Below are 19,903 nucleotides of genomic sequence, written 5' to 3'. Positions count from 1 at the left end.
GCTTTCGTCCGGATAATGAGGTATGCGGGGTGATCCTCTACGATGCCCGCGACACTCGATTACTTGATTACACGCCTCCTGGAAGGCCCGGCATGCGGCTCCCCCACTGGTTCACCGAGCGGCCCGGCGACGCCGACGACGAGCCCGACCTGCGCGTCTCCACCCTGGAGCTCTTCTTCGACCTGGTCTTCGTCTTCACCGTCACCCAGCTCACCGCGCTGCTGACGGTGGGCATGGAGGAGCCCCGCCCCGGGCATCCGGCGGTGAGCGTCGCAGAGAGCGCGCTGCAGGCGCTGCTGGTCTTCGGCGTGCTGTGGTGGATGTACGCCGGTTACGTCTGGCTGCTCAACGCGGTGCCGCCCGCCCGTCCGGCGCGGCGGATCCTGGTGCTGCTCGGCATGGCCGGGTTCCTGCTCATGGCGCTGGCCATCCCGAGCGCGTTCGACGGCGGCGGGGTCGCGTTCGCCGCCGGCTACCTGCTGCTGATCCTGGTGCACGGCGCGCTCTACGCGCAGGCCACCAACGCGATCGTGCGGGTGCTGCCGTTCAACCTGGCCGCGGCGGCGCTGGTCGGCGTCGCCGGATTCCTCCAGACGCCCTGGTCGTACCTGCCGTGGACGGCCGCGCTGCTCCTGCTGTGGGGCAGCCCGTACGTCATCGGCCAGCGCGGGTTCGCGCTGCGCGCCGCGCACGTGGTGGAGCGGCACGGGCTGCTGGTCATCGTGGTGCTCGGCGAGTCGATGCTGGCGCTCGGCATCGGCGCCAAGGACCTGCCGGTCGACCTCGGCCTCTGCGCGGCGGGGGTGCTCGCGCTGTGCCTGGCGGCCTGCCTGTGGTGGGCGTACTTCGCGGGCGAGGACGAGACGGCCGCCGAGCGCACCCTGGCCGCCACCGAGCCGGTGCGGCGGACCAGGATGATCCTCGGCGCCTACTTCTACGGCCACATCCCGATGCTGCTCGGCGTGGTGGCGGTGTCGGCCGGGATCAAGAAGGTGATCGGGCATCCCGTCGATCCGCTCAAGCCGTCGGCGGCGCTCGTGCTGGCGGTGGGCGTGACCTTGTACCTGGCGGGCGACTTCTGGTTCCGCCGGGTGCTGGAGCTGCCCTGGGCGCGGGTCAAGGGCGTGGTCGCGGTCGCCGCTCCGGCCGCCGCCCTGGCCGGCCTGTGGGCGGGGCTGGCGGAGCTGGCGGTCCTGGTCGCGCTGCTGGTGGCGATGCTGCTCGCCGAGCGCCGGCGGGCTCCCTCCGCCGGATGAGCGTCAGTCCCAGTCGTGGCCGGTGGGCAGCAGCACCATGTTGTGCGCGCCCAGGATGTCGATCATGCCGTTGAACTTCTCGTCCGTCCACGGCTGTGGCTCGCCGTCGGTCTCGCCGTACGCCAGGAAGAAGGACTCGGGGCCCGCGGGCAGGTAGAACACGAGTAGCTGGGCGGGCGCGTCGCCGGCGTTCCTGAAGCCGTGGCGGGTGCCCTTGGGGATGTAGAGGAAGTCGCCCGCGCTCGCGGTGATCTTGCGGTCGCCGTTGATGAACTCGAACGTCCCCGAGACCACGTAGAACGCCTCGTCCTCCTCGGAGTGGACGTGCGGAACGTTGCCGTGCCCCGGCTCGATCATGCCGTCCATGAAGGCGAACGCGCCCTCGGTCTGATCGCCGGTGACCTTGACGGAGAAGACCTCGTGGCCGGTACGGCGGATCACGCCGTCGCCCTTGCGCACGATGAAGCCGTTGGCCGCCGTCCAGACCGGGTTGTCCTTGGACGGCAGCGGCAGGTCCAGAGCCATGGCGGGCTCCTCTCGTAGAGGGTCGTATTTTCGTTGAATATAAGTCAATGAATGACAGTCAATCAACGGGCCACCGCTACTCTGAGAGCCGGACATTCCGCCCGAGTGCCGGAAGGAACACGACGTGACCCCGCCCGTCACAGGCAAGCCGCCCACCCGGCGGCAGCTCGCCGCCCGGGAGACCCGCCGCAAGCTTTTGGAGGCGGCGCTGGAGCACTTCACCCGGCGTCCGTACGCGGAGGTCACCGTCGGCGACATCGCCCGCACCGCCGGGGTCGCCCACGGACTGCTGTCCCACCACTTCAACGGCAAGGAGAACCTGTACGCCGAGACCGTCCGCGAGATCGACCGCCGCCTGCGCGCCGCGGCCGCCATCGGCGACGACGGCGCCCCCGTCGAGCGGCTGCGCCGCCATATGGCCGGCCACCTGCGTTTCCTCGCCGCGAACGAGGACGCCGCGCTCAACCTGATCCTGCGCCGCGCGGAGGCCACCGACATCGCCCAGGAGGCGTTCGAGGCGACCCGCCGCGAAGGGCTCGCCGCCATCTGCGGGCTGCTCGGCCTCGACCCCGCCGAGCCGGCTTTGCGGCTGCCGCTGCGCGGCTTCGCCGCGGCCTGCGACGAGACCGCGCTGAGCTGGCTCAGGGACGGCCGGCCCTGCTCGATCGATGACCTGGTGGAGCTGTGGCTCACCTTCCTGAAGGCCGCCGTCGCCGCAGCCCGGGACGCGGCGCGCACGCCCGCCCTCGACGCGGCGTACGAACTGCTCACACCCGGCTCCTGAGGGCCGTGGACGCGGCCGGCCCCGCGAAGCCCGGCCCGGCCCGTGAAACAGCCGGCCGTGAACGCGGGGAGCCCGCCCTGGAAAGAGCCGGAACGCGGGGAGCCCCCGCTCCGGACGGGGGTTCCGTCCGGAGCGGGGGCTCGGTGCGTCCTTTCTCTTGCGTATCCGATCGATCAGGAGGGAGGCGTGGCCGGCGGCCGCAGGATCTCCCAGATGCGGTAGGCGATCACCCAGCCCCTGCGGTCCGAGCGCGGCGTCTCCGACACGTACGGCTTCGACGCCGGGCCCCAGCCGGTGCCCTGGTGCGCGATGGTGTCCGCCTCCCTCGGCGTCGCCCTGGTGTACGACCCGGTGGGATGCACCCGGCCGAGCTGCTGGTCGATCGAGCGCTTCTGCGCCTCGGTCAGCCCGCGCGGCTGGGAACTGTTCGTCGGCGTCCGCTGGGCCTTGGGCGGCGCCTGCCGCTGCACGGCCTTGCGGCTGGTCGGACGGACCGCCGGACGGTGCCGGTAGGTGGTCTTGGGCTTGCTCGCCCGCCTGGTCACGGCCCTGCGCGCGGCCGCCGCGCGCCGCTTGGCCGCCGCCGCCCGCCGTGCCGCCGCCGCCGCACGCCGCTTGGCCGCCGCCGCCCGCGCCCGCTGCCGGGCCAGCGCCGCCTTACGCCTGGCGATGGCGGCCGCCCGCCGCTTGGCCGCCTCCGCGGCGCGCTTCCTCGCCTCGGCCGCCGCCCGCTTCCTGGCGGCTTCCGCGGCGCGCCGCCTGGCCGCCTCGATGGCGCGCTTCCTGGCCAGGGCCGCCGCCCTGCGCCGGGCCGCCGCGAGCGCCGCACGCCGGGCCGCCGCCGCTGCCGCCCGCCGCGCCGCGGCCTGGGCCGCCTTCTTGATCGCCCACCGCGCGGCCACCCGCGCGGCGATGCCGACCACGAACCAGACGATCTGGCCGTCGGGGTCGCTCATCGACACCGGGCTGTTGTTGGCGTAGGCGTAGCCGTTGAGCTGCTGCGGGTCCGCCGCGTCGATGATCGGGTCCACCGACAGGAAGCGGCCGTTGGCGGGGTCGTACTCGCGGGCGCCGAGGTGCACCAGCCCGGTGGTGGCGTCCTTGGTGCCGCCGACGAAGCCGCGTTCACCCGGCCACCATGGTGGCGGTGTCCCGCGATCCTCACCGAACGGGGTCTGCCTGCGGATGGCCACCTCACCGGTGCCGGCGTTCACCATCGCCTGCGCCGTGCCCTGGTGGTCGTTGCCGATGAAGTAGACCTGGTTGTCCGGCGTGCGGACCGCGATGGCCTCGTTGCCGATCGTGTAGTACCGGGTCTGCTCGACGGCGTTCTTGGCGTAGTCGAACCGCAGCTCCATGTCGTCGATGTAGAGGGTGGCGTCGGTCGGCGTCTTGCGCAGCAGCCGATCGCCGTCGGCGTCGTAGATGAACGACGTCGTCTTGCCGCCCTCGGTCACCGACTCCAGGTTGCCCTCGGCGTCCCAGACCAGGGTCTGGTCGGCGTTGCCGACCTTGCGCCTGATCGTGTTGCCCGCCTCGTCATAGGCGAACACGTCGGAGCCGACGCTCTGCAGCGCGTGCGGCTGCTTCTCGCCCGCCTTCGGGTAGGTGAAGGTGCGCACCTTGTCGGCGGTGCCGCCCCAGCCGTGCTTGACCTCCTTCGTACGGTTGCCGGTGACGTCGTACTCGTAGCTGACGGCGTACGGCGCCACGCCGCCGATCTTGTCCGCCTGCGGCGAGCCGCTCGCGCAGTCATCGGTGGCCGTCCACGCCGCGGTGAGCCGGCGCAGATGGTCGTGGGTGAAGCACTGCGTGTCCTGGTTGGCCCGGTCGGCGATCTTGGTGATGTTGCCGACCGCGTCGTAGCTGTAGGTCAGGTCGAGGTCGCTCTTGGACGCCCCGGCCCGGTCCATCCGCATGCTGGTGAGCCTGCGGTTGCCCTCGTCGTAGGTGTAGGTCAGCCAGGTCTTCTTGCTGCCCTCGCCCAGCTCGTACTGGAGCGTCTCGCCCAGCTTGCTGTAGCGGGCCGCGGTCACGTACGCCGACAGGCCCGTGACCTTGACCGGCTGGTTGAGGTCGTCGTAGGTGTAGACGACCTGCTCGGCCTCCAGGCCGCCGCCGGCCGGGAAGCTGATCGACTGCACCTGGTCGTCGAGCGTGTAGCGGGTGTTGAGCTGGTAGGAGCCGGCCAGCTTGCCCTCCCGTTCCGGGATGGTGATGGTCTGGCGCAGCGTGCGGTAGTCGGCGTCGATCGCGTTGATCTCGGCCTTGTACGCCTGCCCGTCCACGTACCGGATGGAGGCGTGCATGTGCCCCTTGGCGAGCCCGTCGTACTTCCACTCCGCCAGGAGCGTGCCGTTCTCCGAGCCTTCGCGCATCTGGGTCTTGCGGCCGAGCGCGTCGTAGCCGTACCAGAGGGTCCTGCCGCGGGCGTCGGTGGTGGTGACGACCTCGTCGGCGTCGTTGTACGTGGTGGTCGTGACGCCCTTGTCGGGGTCCTCGGTCTTGATCTGGCGGCCGCGCATGTCGTAGTGGTACCGCCAGACGTTGCCCGCCGGGTCGGTCACCGACGCGACCGGCCGGCGCGGTCATAGGTGTACGTGGTGGACTCGTACTCCCCTGTCGGCGTGGAGCCCTTGTACTGGCGCAGCTCGATGAGCCGGTCGTGGGCGTCGCCGATCCTGGTCGTGGCGGTGTCGCCGGGCAGCGGGGTGATGTGGATCCTGTCACCCTCGTCCTTGACCGAGACGCGGTACTTCTCCACGCCCTTGACCTTGAAGACCTCGGCGTTCGGCTCTCCCGCGCCGTCGTAGAGCTTGACGACCTGGGAGGGCACGGCGGTGTCCGCCACGCCGAGCAGCTCGGTCGAGGGGTTGCCGGTGGCGAAGTAGCCGGTGTTGGCCTTGGACTCCTCGCCCTGCGAGTTGTAGAAGGTGTCGGTGATCGTGCGGCCCTCGCGCAGCGCCGGATCCGGCGCCGTCTCGTCGATGGGCGCGGGTTCCTGGGTCTGGCGCTCGCGCATCAGACCGTCGAACAGCTCGTGGCTGGTGGTGTAGGTGCCGTCGGCGTTGAGCGTCTTGGTGGTGATGACGCTCGGGCCGTCGTTGCGCACCAGGTAGGAGTACTCGGTGCTGGGCGACTGGCCTGCGGCCTTGCTGCGGTCCGGCTGCCAGACCTTGATCAGCCGGCCGAGCGCGTCGTACTCCATGTCCACGCGCCGCCCGGCCGCGTCGATCTCGGCGACCGGCTCGCCCAGGCCGGCTGGAGCAGCGTGCGCTCGGTGTGACCGAGCTGGTTGGTCTCGGTCGTCTCCGTCGGCAGCGCGCCCGTGGCCGGGCTGTAGGTGGTGACCGACTTGGTGCCGACCGGGTCGGTCTCGGTGAGCTCGCGGCCGTACACGTCGTACGTGTGGGCGCTGCCGGTGATCGTCTTGCCGTCGGGCGAGACGAGCTCCTGCACCGCCGTCACGTCACCCTTGGTCGGGGCCTGGCCGTTCGACTGGCCGTCGTACTGGATCCTCTCGTCGGAGACGATCTCGTCGGCGGACAGCTTGGCCAGCCCGGTCGCGCAGGCGGCCGCCACCTTCTGCACCCTGCTCGGGAAGTCGAGCATCCAGCTCGTGTCGTTGCGGGCGTAGGTGTAGCGGATGCACTGGTCGTCCTCGCCGGTGGCGAGGTCGCCCTTCTCCTCGACCTGCAGCAGCAGGCCATTGGTGTCGTACGTGCGGTCCTCGCCGGTACGCCGCCACTTGCCGCCCGAGACCGCGGTGCGGGTGACCATCGAGCTCGGCTGCACCATGTGCGCGGCCTTGGTGACGCCGCCCTGCGTGGACTCGGCGGTCTTGGCCGACCAGGCGTCCTGGACGGTGGCGGTCAGGACCGAGCCGCCGTCGCCGTCGTAGAGGATCTCCTCACGCTCGAACCCGGCGAGCTGGTCGAGGTCGTCCTTCTTGACGCCCTCGGAGTCCTCCACCTGGACGTTGCGCTTGGAGCCGTCGGCCAGCCGGTCGCCGTGCATGCCGCGGAAGTAGCGGAACTCCGTCAGCGTGCGCTTGCCGTCCTGGCCGTCGCCCTGGCGGACGCGGACCCGGCCGTAGCCGCGGAAGTCGGCCCACGTGCGGTGCTCGGGCTTGACGAGGATGTTGTCGGCGTAGTGCCAGGCGGCGCCGTCGAGGTACTCGTAGTCGGTGACCACGTTCGGCGAGCCGCCCACCCGGTCCACCTCGATGGTCTGGGTGACCACGTACTTGTGGAACCAGTCGGTGACCTCGGACTCGCCCGGCGGCGCCCAGCGCTGCGGGAAGCAGCGCCTGGTGTTCTTGTCGGCCGCCGCGGGCACGTCGCCCGGCTCGCAGTCGGCCGCCGAGTAGTTGATGCGCAGCTCACCGCCGTACTCGTTGTTGATGGCCTGCACCCGCCACTTGACCAGCGGGGCGCGGCCCTCGTTCGAGTCGACCCTGTTGGGCAGCTGCACGCCGGTGAACGTCACCGGCGGCAACGTGATCGTGCCGCCCACGTGCCCGGTCTGCTGGACGGAGGCCAGCCACAGCGCCGGGCTCATGCCGTCGCCGGAGGCGGGGAAGCTGTGCGTCAGCGTCCAGGAGTCCACCGGGGTGAACTGGCCCGAGCTGTCGCGCACCTGCGTGGTGACCTTGGTGAGCCGCTTGCGGGTGAAGAACGTCGGCGCCAGCCGGTCGGTGCACTTGGCGCCGCTGTCGCAGATCTGGTCGAACGGAACGTCCGGCCAGTGACTCGCGGTGTCCTTCTTGAGCTGGTCGGGCGCGCAGGTGATCGAGCCGCTGGGCAGGCAGCGCTCGGCCACGTCGAACACGACGCGAGCGGCGGGCTGCTTGGTGAACAGCTCGCTGCTCAGGTAGCCGTAGTCGATGCGGGTGAGGTAGGCGGCGCGCACGTACTGGGTGCCCTGCTCGGGCTTCATGTTGCGGCCGTAGTAGTTGGTCTCGCGCTCGTACCAGTACGTGGTGGCGTTGCCGTGGGTGTCCACCTCGTAGTCGAGGTTCCAGCGGTAGGCCTGCTGGCACCAGGCGTTGGCCGGGGTGCTGCTGTAGCAGGGCTCGCCGCTGTTGTTGCCGAACACCGGCACGGTCTGCACGGACTTGGTCTCCGGCTTGCCGCTGCTCCAGCCGGGCAGCCGGTTCATGCCGAAGGTGTACTGGGTGCCGTCCGGCGTGGTGACGCGCCAGTACTCACCGTTGTTGTCGCCGTTGGTGGCGCCGGTGAGCAGCTCGATCCTGGTGCCGTCGTCGCGCTTGGGCCGCCACTGCTTGGTGGTGGCGTCCTTGATCAGCTCGACCGACGAGTTGCCGAGCGACATCGTGGCGTTGTCCTGGTCCCAGCACAGGTCGCCGGTCTTCTTGCCGTCGAGCATGCACGCCTTGTAGCGGCGCTCGATGAACCCGCCGGGGTTCAGCTCGAAGCCCTCACCGACCCAGGACGTCTGGTTGTTGGTGGAGACGGTACGGCCGTCCACGCTCTGCGAGGAGTAGCCGAGCGAGATCTCCGGCTCCTCGCCGCCGAGCGACGGCGGCACGCGCATGTCGTAGCTCCAGTTGAAGTCGCCGGACTGGGTGCCGACGCTCCAGTCGGACGCGGGCGACAGCGACGTGGCGGAGTGGTCGCCCGACGGGCCCGACGCGGCGGCGGTGAGCGCGTACAGGCCGTTGGTCTCGACCTCGGCGGTGACCGTGCCGGCGGTGGCGTTGTTGTCGCTCTTGACGGGCTCCGGCGGGGCGCAGTTCGCCGCACCGGTGAGCGCGCACTCCTCCAGCTTCACCACGCGCAGGCGGGAGCCGTAGTCGCCGCCGAAGGCGTGGCGGAAGCCGGAGTAGTCGATCTCGATGCGGGTCTTCTCCGCCGCCTTGGCGGTCGCGGCGCCCTGTCCCGGCGTGATGCGCATGGCCAGGCCGAGCAGGTCGGTGTCGAGCAGCTCGACGGTGATGGGAGCGGCGTCCTTGGCGCTCTCACCAGATTTGGCTGCTTTCTCGGACTTATCAGCACGTGGTGCCAGTCGGACTGGGAAGTCCGACGCGGTGGTCTTGGCGGTGGCGGCGCCGCCCAGCTCGGCCTTCTGGGGCTTGGGCCAGCTGACGGCGGGCGCGGCCTGCCACGCCTGCTTGGCGGCGGGGTCGGGAAGCGGTGGCTTGACCGGGACCTTGGTGCCGGTCACCGGCTTCTCCCGCTGGACGGCGGGCGCGGAACGGGGTTCGGCCTGGGCGGGCATGGCGAAGACCATGTCCACCATCAGGACGACGGAGAGGAAGGGGGCTAATCTGCGGGGCCAGCGCGAGGGCGGTTTGGCCTCCGCCGTCGCGAACCGGTTCCAGGACTGATCCGGGGCGTCGGTGCCGTCGGTACTGTCCGGTGGCCTCTGGCGCAGGCCGGTCCATCGGGAGTCGGGCAGGGCTAACTCGTCTGGCAGATCCATGAGGGCTCTCCAGTGCTTCGGGACGCCGACCGGGCAGGGGTGCGGTGCCCGGCGCGCCGTGCGTACGAGACCCTCGCGGGTCTCGCTTACGGGGGTGAGGAGACGATCACGACGGTGATCGCATCGTCACCTGCGACAAGCCGGAAATCCAGACTTCTGCTCGTTCTGCTCACGATATTTTCCAGCCACACCGTCGCCGTTGAAAATTTTCGCCCGCCACACGCCCGCCACATCGGCGGAGCGTCCCGCGCGGAGCAGGCGCCCGAGCTGCGCCGCGACAGCGGGTACGTGCCGCTCCTGGACGGGCCCGCTTCGTCATGTCCGCAGGAAAAGATGCTTGCGCTCTCGCCGGTATTCAGCATTACTATGTACCGGTACCTAACATTGCTGAGTAGCTGATGAAGGGCGTCCATGGGCAGGCAGCTGACGGAGATGCTGAAGGGCACGTTGGAGGGGATCGTGCTCGCGATCCTGTCCGGCCGCCCGGCGTACGGCTACGAGATCACCGCGTGGCTGCGCGACCAGGGCTTCTCCGAGATCGCCGAGGGCACCGTCTACGCGCTGCTCGTGCGCATCGAGCAACGCGGGCTCGTCGACGTGGAGAAAGTCCCGTCGGAGAAGGGTCCGCCGCGCAAGGTGTACACGCTCAACGCGCAGGGCCGCGAAACCCTCGACGAGTTCTGGAGGAACTGGAGCTTCCTCGCCGAACGCCTCGACCAGCTCCGCGAAGGAGGCCACCCATCATGACCACGGAAGGCGAGCCCAGGAAGGGCCTGCGGCGCTACGTGGAGGTGCTCACCGGATCGTTCGAGCACAAAAAGCGCTACCGCGACTATAAGGCGCGGGTCGAACGGCTTCCCGCGAGCCACCGCACGGCCGTCGAAGCGCTGCAGCGCTACATGGTCTACTTCGGCCCCGGCACCGGCGAGAGCCTGCTGGCGATGCTGGAGGACCTCGCCGACCTCTTCGAGCAGAGCGCGGCGAGCGGGACGCCGGTCCGCGAGATCGTCGGGGACGACCCGGTCGAGTTCGCCGAGACGTTCCTGCGCAACTACCCGGAAGGCCAGTGGCTGAGCCGCGAGCGCAACCGGCTGGCCGACGCCATCGATCGCGTCACCGACGACCGGCCGTGACCCGGCGGACGTGACCCGAGAGAACGGACCTGACATGACCACCCACCAGGGGCCCGCCATCAGCGTGCGCGGCCTGGAGAAGTCGTACAAGGACCTGCAGGTGCTGCGCGGCGTGGACTTCGAGGTGGCGCGGGGCAGCGTCTTCGCGTTACTCGGCTCGAACGGAGCCGGCAAGACCACGATCGTGCGCATCCTGTCCACGCTGCTCAAGCCGGACGCCGGCCGCGCCGCCGTCAACGGCCTCGACGTCGTCACCCAGGCCGCCGACGTGCGGGCGTCCATCAGCCTCACCGGCCAGTTCGCGGCCGTGGACGGGATGCTCACCGGGCGGGAGAACCTCGTCATGGTCGCCAAGCTGCGCCACCTGAAGCGGCCGGGCGAGGTCGCCGACGACCTGCTCGCCAGGTTCTCGCTCACCGACGCGGGCGGGCGCAGGGTGGCGACCTACTCCGGCGGCATGCGCCGCCGGCTCGACATCGCGATGAGCCTGATCGGCGATCCGCCGGTCATCTTCCTCGACGAGCCCACCACCGGGCTGGACCCCCAGGCGCGCGTCGAGGTCTGGCGGGCGGTCAGGGAGCTCGCCGGACGCGGCACCACGATCCTGCTCACCACGCAGTATCTGGACGAGGCCGAGCAGCTCGCCGACCGCATCGCCATCCTCCACCAGGGCCGGATCATCGTGGACGGCACGCTCGACGAGCTGCGGCGGCTCCTGCCGCCCGCGGAGGTCGAGTACGTCGAGAAGCAGCCGACCCTCGAAGACGTCTTCCTCGCGCTCGTCGGCGCCGGCTCCAAGGAGGCCACATGACCCGGCACTTCCTCGCCGACACCACCGTGATGCTGGGCCGCTCGCTGCGGCACATCGCGCGCAGCCCTGACACGATCATCACCACGACGATCATGCCGATCGCGATGATGCTGCTGTTCGTGTACGTCTTCGGCGGCGCGATCGACACCGGCCCCGTCGCGTACGTGGACTACCTGCTGCCCGGCATCCTGCTCATCACCGTCGCGTCCGGCATCGCCTACACGGCGTTCCGGCTCTTCCTCGACATGCAGAGCGGGATCTTCGAGCGGTTCCAGTCGATGCCGGTCGCCCGGTCGTCGGTGCTGTGGGCGCACGTGCTGACCTCGCTGGTGGCGAACCTGATCTCGCTGGCGGTGGTCGTGCTGGTCGCCGCGCTGATGGGCTTCCGCTCGCCCGCGGGCCTGCCCGCCTGGCTCGCCGTGGCGGGGCTGCTCGTGCTGTTCACGCTCGCGCTGACCTGGCTCGCGGTCATCCCCGGGCTCACCGCCAAGAGCGCCGACGGCGCCGGCGCGTTCTCCTATCCGCTCGTCTTCCTGCCGTTCGTCAGCTCGGCCTTCGTGCCCACCGCCACGATGCCGGGCCCGGTACGCGCCTTCGCCGAGCACCAGCCGGTGACGGCGATCGTCAACGCCATCCGCGACCTGCTGGCCGGGCACCCGGCGGGTCCCGGCGTGTGGAGCGCCGTCGGCTGGTGCGCGGGGCTGCTCGTCGCGACGTACGCCCTGGCCATGGTCATCTACCGCCGCAAGATCGCCTGATGCCGCTGGTCAGGCGATGAGCAGGCGCAATCCCATATCCGCCGCGTCGAGGCCGAGCAGGTCCCGGTTGCGCTCGGCCCACCGGCCGGAGTCCAGGTCGGCGCGGAGGTCCCGGACGGCTCGCCGTTCGGCCTCCGCGCCGGCCTTCGTCCACACCGAGACGCCGCGGCGGACGCGCTCCTCCAGGTACGCCTCGGGCCGCCGCCAGAACGCCTCGAAGAAGCCGTCCGCGCAGTCCCACGGGATCGGCACCGGCTCGATCCCGGCTCCGATCGCGGCGGCGAGTTCGCCGATCGACGGCCGCCCGATCAGCAGATCGGCCACCTCGGGCAGGTAGTCGCGGGTGAGCCAGAACCGGTCCAGCCATCCGGCGCGGCCGGTGTCGTGGGTGAACACCACCACGCGGCGCGCCACCCGCCGCAGCTCGCGCAGCCCGGCGATCGGGTCAGGCCAGTGGTGCACGGACGCGACGGACATCGCGGCGTCGAAGGCTCCGTCGTCGAAGGGCAGGCTTGCGGCCGAGCCGATGAGGCACGGGGCCGCCTCCGGCGGGCGCTGCGACCGCATCACCGCCGACGGCTCCACCGCGAGGACGTAGCGGTCGGCGGGCTCGTACGAGCCGGTACCGGCCCCCACGTTCAGCACGGTCCCGGCGTCGCCGAGCGCGGCCAGGATCCGGGCGGCGATGCGCGGCTCGGTGCGCCGGGTCGCGGTGTCAGCCGGCTCCGATGGTGTCGTACAGCCAGGCTTCTGACATCGGCGCCGCCGCCCTTCGCCCGCGATTCCAGGATGCGTCTTTGCCTCCATCCCAGCATCCCGAGCGCTGTTGAAGAAGGAGGCGGGCGCGAGAAGGGGGTGCGGGGCGCGCGAAGAAGCGCGCGGGCACACGAAGAAGCGCGCGGGTACGCGTCCGCAAGCCGCGCGGGCGTGGAGCGAACGCGCGTACAGCCGCCGCGCGGGCGCGCGGAAATGAGGCGCGGGCGCCGCTGCGGGGCGCCCGCGCGCTTTCCCGGCGGAAGATGCCGGCCAGGGCGAGTCCGGCGGGCGCCTGGCCGGTCAAGGGGGAGGTCGCCGGGAGGAGTCGGCGCGGCCGGCCGTGGAGGGGGTGGGGCCGACCAGCCGCGCCTTCCGAGGAGAGCACAGAGTGCACCGGCTCTGCGTCCGCGCCCCGATGTCCGGCGGGGCGCGGCGGCGGAGGCCCGGCACGCCGTCAGGGTGGGTTCGTCAGGGTCCCCTTTCCGCAGGTCCTCGCTGGCGTGCGCCAGCCTAGGAACACCCGCCACACGTGCACCACAATTCCGCTATACGCACGGTCATGCCGTCGTGCTGACGGCCTCGACGTGCACCAGCACCGACTGCTCGGGGAAGAGCGGCGGGGCGGCGATGCCGGCGGCGGCCAGCGCGGAGCCGGGCAGCTCCAGCTCGCCGGAGGCCCAGGCGGGTGCGGCGCCGCGCGAGGTGAACGGCATCAGCGGGCGGACGCGGTAGACGGTCTCGGGGTCGAGGCCGGGCAGCCGGACAGGGCCGGGCGGCCAGGTGGCGGGACGGCCGAGCACGGCGATCTCGTAGACGGCCTCCGATGCGTCGGCGGCGACGACGCCGTGGGCGCGCACGCTCTCCGGGGTGTCGTCCACGCGGACCATCGTGCCGGTGTGCAGCAGCTCGCGGTGGCGCTTGTGCAGCGCGACCCAGGCGGCCAGCTCGTCCAGCTCGGCGCCGGTCAGGGAGGTGAGGTCCCATTCGATGCCGTAGTGCCCGAAGAACGCGGTGGCGGCGCGGAACGACAGGTCGTGCCAGGCGGCCGGTGGTGTGGGAGCGCTCGGCGCCGATGTGGCTGCCGATCAGCTCGGGCGGCAGGAGCTGGGCGGTCCAGCGCAGGATGTCCTGCCGTTCGACGGGGTCGATGCAGTCGCTGGCCCAGACGCGGTCGGTGTGCTGGAGCATGCCGAGGTCGACGCGGGCACCGCCGGAGGAGCACGCCTCGATCTCCAGCCGGGGGTGCGCGGCGCGCAGCTCGTCGAGCAGCCGGTAGACGGCCTCGGTCTGGGCGTGCACGGCGGGCCTGCCGCCGTGCACGGTGGAGCCGGCGTCCACGAGGTCGCGGTTGTGGTCCCACTTGAGGAAGTCGATCTCGTACTCGCCGACGAGGGCGAGCAGCCGCTCCTTGATGTAGGCGTACGCGTCCGGGTCGGTGAGGTCGAGCACCTGCTGGCGGCGGGCGGGCGGGGGCAGCCGGTCGCCCGCCTTGAGCATCCAGTCGGGGTGGGCGCGGGCCAGCTCGGAGTCCGGGTTGACCATCTCGGGCTCGACCCACAGCCCGAACTCCATGCCGAGCGTGCGCACCCGCTCGACCAGGGGGTGCAGCCCGTCGGGCCAGACGGCGGGGTCGACGTACCAGTCGCCGAGCCCCGCGCCGTCGTTGCGGCGGCCGAGGAACCAGCCGTCGTCCAGCACGAACCGCTCCACGCCGACGCGGGCGGCCCGGTCGGCGAGTTCGAGCAGCCGGTCGAGGTCGTGGTCGAAGTAGACGGCCTCCCACGTGTTGAGCACCACAGGGCGGGGGCGCACCGGGTGGGCAGGGCGGGCGCGCAGGTGCTCGTGGAAGCGGTGCGCCGCCTCATCAAGGCCGCGCCCGTACGTGGCGTACACCCAAGGAGTGCGGTACGTCTCCCCCGCGGCCAGCACGATCTCGCCGGGCAGCAGCAGCTCGCCGCCGCCGAGCATGGTGCGGCCGGTGGCGGTGCGCTCGGCGTAGTGGCGGTGGTTGCCGCTGTGGCCGACGTGCACGCCCCACGCCTCGCCGCGACGGAAGCCGATCCCGGCGGTGGCGGCGAACAGCACGGTCGCGGCGTCGGCCCCGGTACGGCCGCGCCGGTTCTCCCGCAGGTGGGTGCCCACGGTGAGGGCGCGGCGCTGCGGCACGCGCTCCTTGGACCACCGGCCCGCCTGGTCGAGCAGCTCGGTGGGGTTGCCGTGGACGGGGAAGACGAGGTTCAGCGCGTCGAGCGTGTAGGGCAGGTCGTGCCCGTTGCGCAGCTCGGCCTGGGCGCGCAGCAGCCCCGACGGGTCCAGCTCGACGGTGACGGTGAGGCCGAGCCGGGAGTGCGGGTCGCCGCCTGCGGCGACGACGCGCTGCCCGTGCTGCTCGCAGGTGACGTCGGTGAAGGCGGGCGACCAGCCGGTCCCCCCGTCGTGGTGCCCGGACAGCCCCGGCTCCCCCATCCACCCGGTACGCGCCTCCGGCACGATCGCGGTGCGGATCGGCACTTCGACGGTCTGGTCGGACCTGGGCCGCAGCTCGGCGGCCAGGTGCTCCAGGTCGTCGCCGCCGAGCGGCCCCAGATCCGGCCCCCAGTGCAGGATCGCGGGGAGCGCGCCGGGCGGGCATTCGAGCACCACCGACACGCCGGCGGCTCGGAGATGGTGAAGATGCATGCAGTGCTTTCCGTTCGGGGGTGGTTCGTGCGGGCGGCCGGTCAGCCCTTGAGTCCGCCGCTGAGCAGGTCGAGCCGCCAGAAGCGCTGCAGGAAGAGCAGCAGCGCGATGAGCGGGATGACGGACACGGCGGCGCCGACGATGGCGATGCCGTACAGGGCGGGCTCGGAGGAGCCCTTGGCGAGCAGGGTGTAGAGGCCGACGGTGATCGGGAACTTCGACTCGTCGGAGAGCATGATGTACGGCAGCAGGAAGTTGTTCCACGTGCTGACGAAGTGCAGCATGAAGATCGTCACCATGCCGGGCACCATCATGGGCAGCCCGATCGAGCCGAAGATGCGGTACTCGCTCGCGCCGTCGATCCTCGCGGCCTCCAGGGTCGCGTCCGGCACCGACGCGATGGCGTACACGCGGGCCAGGTAGATGCTGAACGGCGAGATGAGGCCGGGCAGCAGGACCGACCAGTACGAACCGACGAGCCCGATCTCCGACATGAGCAGGTACTGCGGGATGGCCAGCGTCATGCCGGGCACGAGGACGCCCGCGAGGATCGCGTAGAACAGGACGTTGCGGCCGCGGAAGTCGTACTTGGCCATGCCGTAGCCGGCCACCGTGGAGATGAGGGTCGAGACGACCGAACCGAGACCGGCGTACAGGGCGCTGTTGCCGGCCCAGGTGAGGAAGCGGCCGTCGCCGTAGGTGAACAGGTCGTGCAGGTTCTCCAGCAGGCCCGTGCCGGGGGCGAAGGTGAAGGTGGAGAACAGCTCGGCGCTGGACTTGGTGGCGGCCACGACGACCCAGGCCACCGGCACCAGGCAGTAGAAGGCGCCGATGAGCAGCACGACGGTGGGCAGGATCTTGGCCCGCTGGTGCGGCAGCGGCTTGGCGGCCACCGCCGCGCCCTTCTTCCCCGTCCTGCCGGGGCGGCTCGCGGTGACGGCGCTCATGACATGCCTCCGAAGGCGCGCTTCTGGGTGACCTTCAGCAGCACCACGGAGACGACCAGCGTGCCGACGGCCAGGACGACCGAGGCGGCCGAGGCGAGCGGCAGGTCGTCGCGGACGAAGGCGCTGGTGTAGATGTGCATGAGCGGCACCCAGCCCTGCGAGATCTCCGTGGTCATCGGTTTGAGCGTGGTCGGCTCGCCGTACACCTGGAGGGTGCCGATGAGCGCGAACAGGCCGGTGAGCACGAGCGCGGGCGCCACCAGCGGGATCTTGACGTGCCAGGCGATGCGCCACTCCGATGCGCCGTCGATGCGGGCGGCGTCGGACAGCTCGGCGGGGATGCCGCGCAGCGACGTGAAGATGATGATCATGTTGAAGCCGACGCCGCCCCAGACCGCGATGTTGGCCAGCGCGGGGAAGATGCCGCCCGCTCCGAGGAACGGGATCTCCCCCAGCCCGAGCCGCTCGGTCACATAGCTGAACGGGCTGGTCGAGGGCAGGTACATGAAGCCCCACAGCAGGGAGGCGGTCACGCCGGGGATCGCGTACGGCAGGAAGATCGCCGTACGCGAGAAGCGGCGGGCGCGCGTGCCCGCGTGGTCGAGCAGCAGCGCGAACAGCAGGGCGAGGCCGAGCGTCAGCGGCACGCTGATCAGCCCGTAGACGGCGAGCCGCCCGAACCCGGCCCAGAACTGCGGGTCGGTCAGCGTGGTGGCGTAGTTGTCCAGCCCGACGAAGACCTCCTCGCGGGTGCCGAAGATGCCGCCGCCGGTCAGCCGCAGGCCGCGCACGCTGAGGTAGAGCGCGTAGCCGATGGGGATCGCGAGGAACAGCAGGAACAGCAGCGCGGCGGGCGCGACGAAGACGTACGGCGCCCGCGTCCCGCGCCGGGCCCGGGACGGCGCGCTCACTGGCCCGCGACCTTGAAGCCCGTGGACTTCATGTCGTCCACCACCACCTGCTGCGTCTTCTTCAGCGCGTCGACCAGCGGCGTCTTGTCGCGGATGGCGGCGGACACGGCGTCTCCGAAGGCGCTCTCCGCGGTCTTGACGTTCGGTCCCCAGGTGATGTGCGGGATCGTGCGCTGCGCGGCCTTCGTGGCGACCTCCCAGTAGTCCTTCTGACCGGCGACCAGCGCGGGCGGGTCGCTGTCGGCGGTGGCCTGCTGGCCCGCGATGGCCGCGGGGTACTCGCCGGCGGAGATCTGAATGTCGTAGGCGGTCTTGTCGGTGTTCATCCACGCAGCGAACTCGGCGGCGGCCTTGGCGTGCTTGGAGTTCTTGGACACGGCGATGGCGCTGCCGCCCTGGAAGGCCACCCGGTCGTCGCCCTCCTTCCACTGCGGCAGGGGTGCGATCGCCCAGTCGCCCGCCTGCTTCTCGGCGACGCTGTAGAGCACGCCGGGAGCCCACAGGGCGCTCGGCCAGCTCAGGATCTTGCCCTTGTTGAGCTGGTTGTTCCACTCGGGGGTGAGCAGCGGCTGGGCCTTGACCAGGTCTCTGTCGATGAGGTCCTGCCAGAACGCGGCGACCTCGGTGGAGGGGCCGTCGGCGATGCCGACCGTCCAGGTGTCGCCGTCGAGCTTCCACCAGGAGGAGCCGGCCTGCTGGGCGAGCCCGGCGAAGTTGCCGAACTCGCCGGGTGCGAAAGTGGCGAGGTAGGCCTCGGGGTCCTTCTTGCGCACCTCGGCGGCGACGTCGGCGAACTCCTTCCACGTCTTCGGCGGCTCGATCTTCAGCTCGTCGAAGCGCTTCTTGTTGTAGACCATGACCATCGGGCCGACGTCCTGGGGCACGCCGTAGACGGCGCCGTCGAAGCTGGTCAGCGACCACACCTCGGGCGTGAACGCGTCCTTGATGCCGCCGGTGTAGGCGGAGATGTCGGCCAGCGCGCCGGCCACGATCATGGCGGGCAGCGACTGGTACTCCAGGCAGGCGGCGTCGGGCGCGTTGCCGGCCCGGCTGGCCGTGAGCAGTTTCGTGGCGGTGTCGGTGCCGCCGCCGACGTCGGTGTGCCGCACCTGGATGTCCGGGTGGGCCTTGTTGAACGCCTCGACCTTCTCCTTCTTGCCGGAGCCCCAGCACCAGAACTGCAGTGTGACCGGGCCCGTCTCCGCCTCCTGCGCGGCCGTGTCGCCTCCGTCCGCGCCGTTCCCGCCGCCGGACGAGCAGGCGGCGAGGAGCACGGCCATGCCGAGCGCCGCGACGGACCGGGAGACCCCTTTGATACGCATCTCGCGTCTCCTTCCAGCAAAGCCGCCAACTTGGCTTTGCAGGGAAGCCAACTTAGAGAACACGTGAGGTCTATGTCACTACTTCTGCACAAATTTCCGGTGACAGGAGTGAGCTCGGCGGCGTGTTAGCTTTGCAGCGAAAGCAACAGGGAGGGAGTCTGGCGTGATGGCCGTCCGGCCCCGAAGATGGGGCGGCATGTGGGACACGTTGCCCGACGCCGCGCGCTCCATCGTCAAGGAGCTGATCATCCACGGCCCGCAGTCCAGGACTGCGCTGGCCAAGACCCTGCACCTGTCCACCGGCAGCCTGACCCGGCTCACCAAGCCGCTGGTCAACGCCGGCCTCCTCGTCGAGCGGGACGTGGTGCACGACCCGGTCAACGGCCGCCCGACCCGCCCGCTCGACGTCGCCGCGGCCGAGCACCGCTTCCTCGGGCTGAAGCTCACCGCCGACCGGATCCACGCGGTGATCACCGGCCTGCGCGCCGAGGTGATCGCCGCCAAGGACGAGCCGATCGATGACCACGACCCCGAGGCGGTCTGCCGGCAGGCCAGGCGGCTGCTGGACGAGCTGACCGGCGCGCCGGTCGTCGGGGCCGGCGTGACGATCGGCGGCAACGGCCGCGCCGCCACCCAGGTCGGCGGCGAGCTGCTGGTGGACGCGCCGTACCTGGGCTGGCACCAGGTGGAGCTGCGGCCGCTCATGGAGCGGGCGCTCGGCGTGCCGTGCGCGGTCACCAACGACGTGGCGGCGCTCGCGCATCAGCACCACTGGTTCGGCCCCGGGCGGGGGTTGCGGGACTTCGCGCTGGTGACGATCGGGGCGGGCATCGGCTACGCGCTCATCCAGCACGACCACCTGGTGGCGGCGGCCGAGGCCGACCTCGGCATGTTCGGCCACCTGGTGCTCGACCCCGGCGGGCCGCCCTGCCCCGAGGGGCATCGCGGGTGCCCGACGGCGTACCTGGCGAGCCGGTCGGTCGAGATGGCCGCCGGGCTGGCGCTGCGGCGGGAGGTCGGCTACGACGAGGTCATGCGGCTCGCCGCGTCCGGCGAGCGGAGCTGCCGGACGCTCGTCCGCGAGTCGGGCCGGGCGCTGGGCAGGCTGATCGCGCTGGTGGCGACGATCTCGCTGGTCAAGACCGTGATCCTGGCGGGCGAGGGCGTGGAGCTGGCCCGCGTCGCCAAGGACGACCTCGACGCTGCGCTCACCGAGCACCGGCGCGGCCTGCCCGGCTCGGTCGAGGTGGTGATCGAGGACGACGACTTCCGCGAGTGGGCGCGCGGTGGCGCGGTGGTCGCCATCCAGAGCTTCGTCACCGGCAGCGACTAGGCCCCGCCGGGCGCGGCTCGCACGAGCCCACCCGCGCGAGCCCACCCGCGCGCAGCCCGCACCAGCCCCACGCGCGCAGCCCGCACCAGCCCCACGCGCGCAGCCGGCACGAGCCCACCCGCGCGCAGCCGGCACGAGCCCACCCGCGCGCAGCCGGCACGAGCCCACCCGCGCGCAGCCGGCACGAGCCCACCCGCGCGCAGCCGGCACGACGGCCCCGGTTAGCGTCATGGAACAGCCCCCG

At 71.3% G+C, this 19,903-nt stretch carries 16 protein-coding genes and 1 pseudogene; 7 read left to right on the top strand and 10 right to left on the bottom strand.

Annotated features, from left to right (window positions below):
• Positions 1-92 precede the first annotated feature (92 nt).
• A complete protein-coding gene (locus WBK31_RS11410; RefSeq protein ID WP_364067859.1) occupies positions 93-1,256 on the top strand; it encodes a low temperature requirement protein A in 1,164 nt (387 codons plus the stop codon).
• Between the two features lie 3 nt (positions 1,257-1,259).
• On the opposite strand, the gene WBK31_RS11405 is transcribed toward WBK31_RS11410, so the two are convergent.
• The gene (locus WBK31_RS11405; protein ID WP_378789776.1) at positions 1,260-1,781 is read right to left on the bottom strand and encodes a cupin domain-containing protein; all 522 of its coding nucleotides are present in this window, start codon (positions 1,779-1,781) and stop codon (positions 1,260-1,262) included.
• A gap of 124 nt (positions 1,782-1,905) precedes the next feature.
• Between WBK31_RS11405 and WBK31_RS11400 the strand changes: the two genes are divergently transcribed.
• A complete protein-coding gene (locus tag WBK31_RS11400; protein WP_364067862.1) occupies positions 1,906-2,565 on the top strand; it encodes a TetR/AcrR family transcriptional regulator in 660 nt (219 codons plus the stop codon).
• Between the two features lie 173 nt (positions 2,566-2,738).
• On the opposite strand, the gene WBK31_RS11395 is transcribed toward WBK31_RS11400, so the two are convergent.
• From WBK31_RS11395 to WBK31_RS11385, 3 genes are read right to left on the bottom strand one after another with little or no spacing between them, the layout of a single operon-like run.
• Entirely contained in the window at positions 2,739-5,132 is a 2,394-nt protein-coding gene (locus WBK31_RS11395; RefSeq protein ID WP_406674776.1) for an RHS repeat domain-containing protein, read from the bottom strand.
• Positions 5,129-5,773 carry a hypothetical protein gene (locus WBK31_RS11390; protein ID WP_406674775.1) on the bottom strand — a complete coding sequence of 215 codons (645 nt, stop codon included), beginning with the start codon at positions 5,771-5,773 and terminating at the stop codon, positions 5,129-5,131. Before WBK31_RS11390 ends, WBK31_RS11395 begins: the two co-directional genes overlap by 4 nt.
• Positions 5,746-9,009: a hypothetical protein gene (locus WBK31_RS11385; RefSeq protein ID WP_406674774.1), complete on the bottom strand. Its 3,264-nt coding sequence runs from the start codon at positions 9,007-9,009 to the stop codon at positions 5,746-5,748. The genes WBK31_RS11390 and WBK31_RS11385 overlap by 28 nt, the downstream gene beginning before the upstream one ends.
• A 411-nt stretch (positions 9,010-9,420) precedes the next feature.
• Here WBK31_RS11385 and WBK31_RS11380 point away from each other — a divergent pair, with 411 nt between their 5' ends.
• The 4 genes from WBK31_RS11380 to WBK31_RS11365 are packed head-to-tail and all read left to right on the top strand — an operon-like array spanning position 9,421 to position 11,711.
• Positions 9,421-9,756, top strand: coding sequence for a PadR family transcriptional regulator (locus WBK31_RS11380; RefSeq protein ID WP_364067866.1), 336 nt, complete (start codon positions 9,421-9,423; stop codon positions 9,754-9,756).
• The gene (locus WBK31_RS11375) at positions 9,753-10,142 is read left to right on the top strand and encodes a DUF1048 domain-containing protein (protein WP_406674773.1); all 390 of its coding nucleotides are present in this window, start codon (positions 9,753-9,755) and stop codon (positions 10,140-10,142) included. Before WBK31_RS11380 ends, WBK31_RS11375 begins: the two co-directional genes overlap by 4 nt.
• Before the next feature lie 34 nt (positions 10,143-10,176).
• Positions 10,177-10,953, top strand: a complete 777-nt coding sequence (locus tag WBK31_RS11370; protein WP_364067870.1) for an ATP-binding cassette domain-containing protein — start codon at positions 10,177-10,179, stop codon at positions 10,951-10,953.
• Positions 10,950-11,711, top strand: a complete 762-nt coding sequence (locus WBK31_RS11365) for an ABC transporter permease (protein ID WP_364067872.1) — start codon at positions 10,950-10,952, stop codon at positions 11,709-11,711. The genes WBK31_RS11370 and WBK31_RS11365 overlap by 4 nt, the downstream gene beginning before the upstream one ends.
• A 9-nt stretch (positions 11,712-11,720) precedes the next feature.
• On the opposite strand, the gene WBK31_RS11360 is transcribed toward WBK31_RS11365, so the two are convergent.
• From WBK31_RS11360 to WBK31_RS11335, 6 genes and pseudogenes are all read right to left on the bottom strand, one after another.
• Positions 11,721-12,347: a methyltransferase domain-containing protein gene (locus WBK31_RS11360; protein ID WP_406674772.1), complete on the bottom strand. Its 627-nt coding sequence runs from the start codon at positions 12,345-12,347 to the stop codon at positions 11,721-11,723.
• 677 nt (positions 12,348-13,024) lie between these two features.
• Positions 13,025-13,456, bottom strand: a complete 432-nt coding sequence (locus WBK31_RS11355; RefSeq protein WP_406675479.1) for a GH36 C-terminal domain-containing protein — start codon at positions 13,454-13,456, stop codon at positions 13,025-13,027.
• Positions 13,457-13,562: 106 nt separating this feature from the next.
• Positions 13,563-15,146 (bottom strand): annotated as a pseudogene (locus tag WBK31_RS11350) (alpha-galactosidase); the annotation flags it as partial.
• A gap of 41 nt (positions 15,147-15,187) precedes the next feature.
• Positions 15,188-16,093, bottom strand: coding sequence for a carbohydrate ABC transporter permease (locus WBK31_RS11345; RefSeq protein ID WP_364067878.1), 906 nt, complete (start codon positions 16,091-16,093; stop codon positions 15,188-15,190).
• Positions 16,090-17,004, bottom strand: a complete 915-nt coding sequence (locus tag WBK31_RS11340; RefSeq protein WP_364067880.1) for a sugar ABC transporter permease — start codon at positions 17,002-17,004, stop codon at positions 16,090-16,092. The genes WBK31_RS11345 and WBK31_RS11340 overlap by 4 nt, the downstream gene beginning before the upstream one ends.
• Entirely contained in the window at positions 17,001-18,326 is a 1,326-nt protein-coding gene (locus tag WBK31_RS11335; RefSeq protein ID WP_364067882.1) for an extracellular solute-binding protein, read from the bottom strand. Before WBK31_RS11335 ends, WBK31_RS11340 begins: the two co-directional genes overlap by 4 nt.
• Positions 18,327-18,522: 196 nt before the next feature.
• Between WBK31_RS11335 and WBK31_RS11330 the strand changes: the two genes are divergently transcribed.
• The gene (locus WBK31_RS11330) at positions 18,523-19,659 is read left to right on the top strand and encodes an ROK family protein (protein WP_406674771.1); all 1,137 of its coding nucleotides are present in this window, start codon (positions 18,523-18,525) and stop codon (positions 19,657-19,659) included.
• Positions 19,660-19,903: the final 244 nt, after the last annotated feature.

The organism is Nonomuraea sp. N2-4H (genome assembly GCF_045291505.1).
Classification (GTDB): domain Bacteria; phylum Actinomycetota; class Actinomycetes; order Streptosporangiales; family Streptosporangiaceae; genus Nonomuraea; species Nonomuraea fastidiosa.
Note: the sequence above shows the minus strand (reverse complement) of the source record. Positions and strands in the feature narration are given on the sequence as shown.

Excerpts from the sequence above, each read along its gene's own strand:
- WBK31_RS11410 (WP_364067859.1), top strand. The coding sequence starts at position 93 with ATGCGGCTCCCCCACTGGTTCACCGAGCGGCCCGGCGACGCCGACGAC.
- WBK31_RS11405 (WP_378789776.1), bottom strand. The coding sequence starts at position 1,781 with ATGGCTCTGGACCTGCCGCTGCCGTCCAAGGACAACCCGGTCTGGACG.
- WBK31_RS11390 (WP_406674775.1), bottom strand. The coding sequence starts at position 5,773 with ATGGAGTACGACGCGCTCGGCCGGCTGATCAAGGTCTGGCAGCCGGAC.
- WBK31_RS11385 (WP_406674774.1), bottom strand. The coding sequence starts at position 9,009 with ATGGATCTGCCAGACGAGTTAGCCCTGCCCGACTCCCGATGGACCGGC.
- WBK31_RS11380 (WP_364067866.1), top strand. The coding sequence starts at position 9,421 with ATGGGCAGGCAGCTGACGGAGATGCTGAAGGGCACGTTGGAGGGGATC.
- WBK31_RS11375 (WP_406674773.1), top strand. The coding sequence starts at position 9,753 with ATGACCACGGAAGGCGAGCCCAGGAAGGGCCTGCGGCGCTACGTGGAG.
- WBK31_RS11370 (WP_364067870.1), top strand. The coding sequence starts at position 10,177 with ATGACCACCCACCAGGGGCCCGCCATCAGCGTGCGCGGCCTGGAGAAG.
- WBK31_RS11365 (WP_364067872.1), top strand. The coding sequence starts at position 10,950 with ATGACCCGGCACTTCCTCGCCGACACCACCGTGATGCTGGGCCGCTCG.
- WBK31_RS11345 (WP_364067878.1), bottom strand. The coding sequence starts at position 16,093 with ATGAGCGCCGTCACCGCGAGCCGCCCCGGCAGGACGGGGAAGAAGGGC.
- WBK31_RS11335 (WP_364067882.1), bottom strand. The coding sequence starts at position 18,326 with ATGCGTATCAAAGGGGTCTCCCGGTCCGTCGCGGCGCTCGGCATGGCC.
- WBK31_RS11330 (WP_406674771.1), top strand. The coding sequence starts at position 18,523 with ATGTGGGACACGTTGCCCGACGCCGCGCGCTCCATCGTCAAGGAGCTG.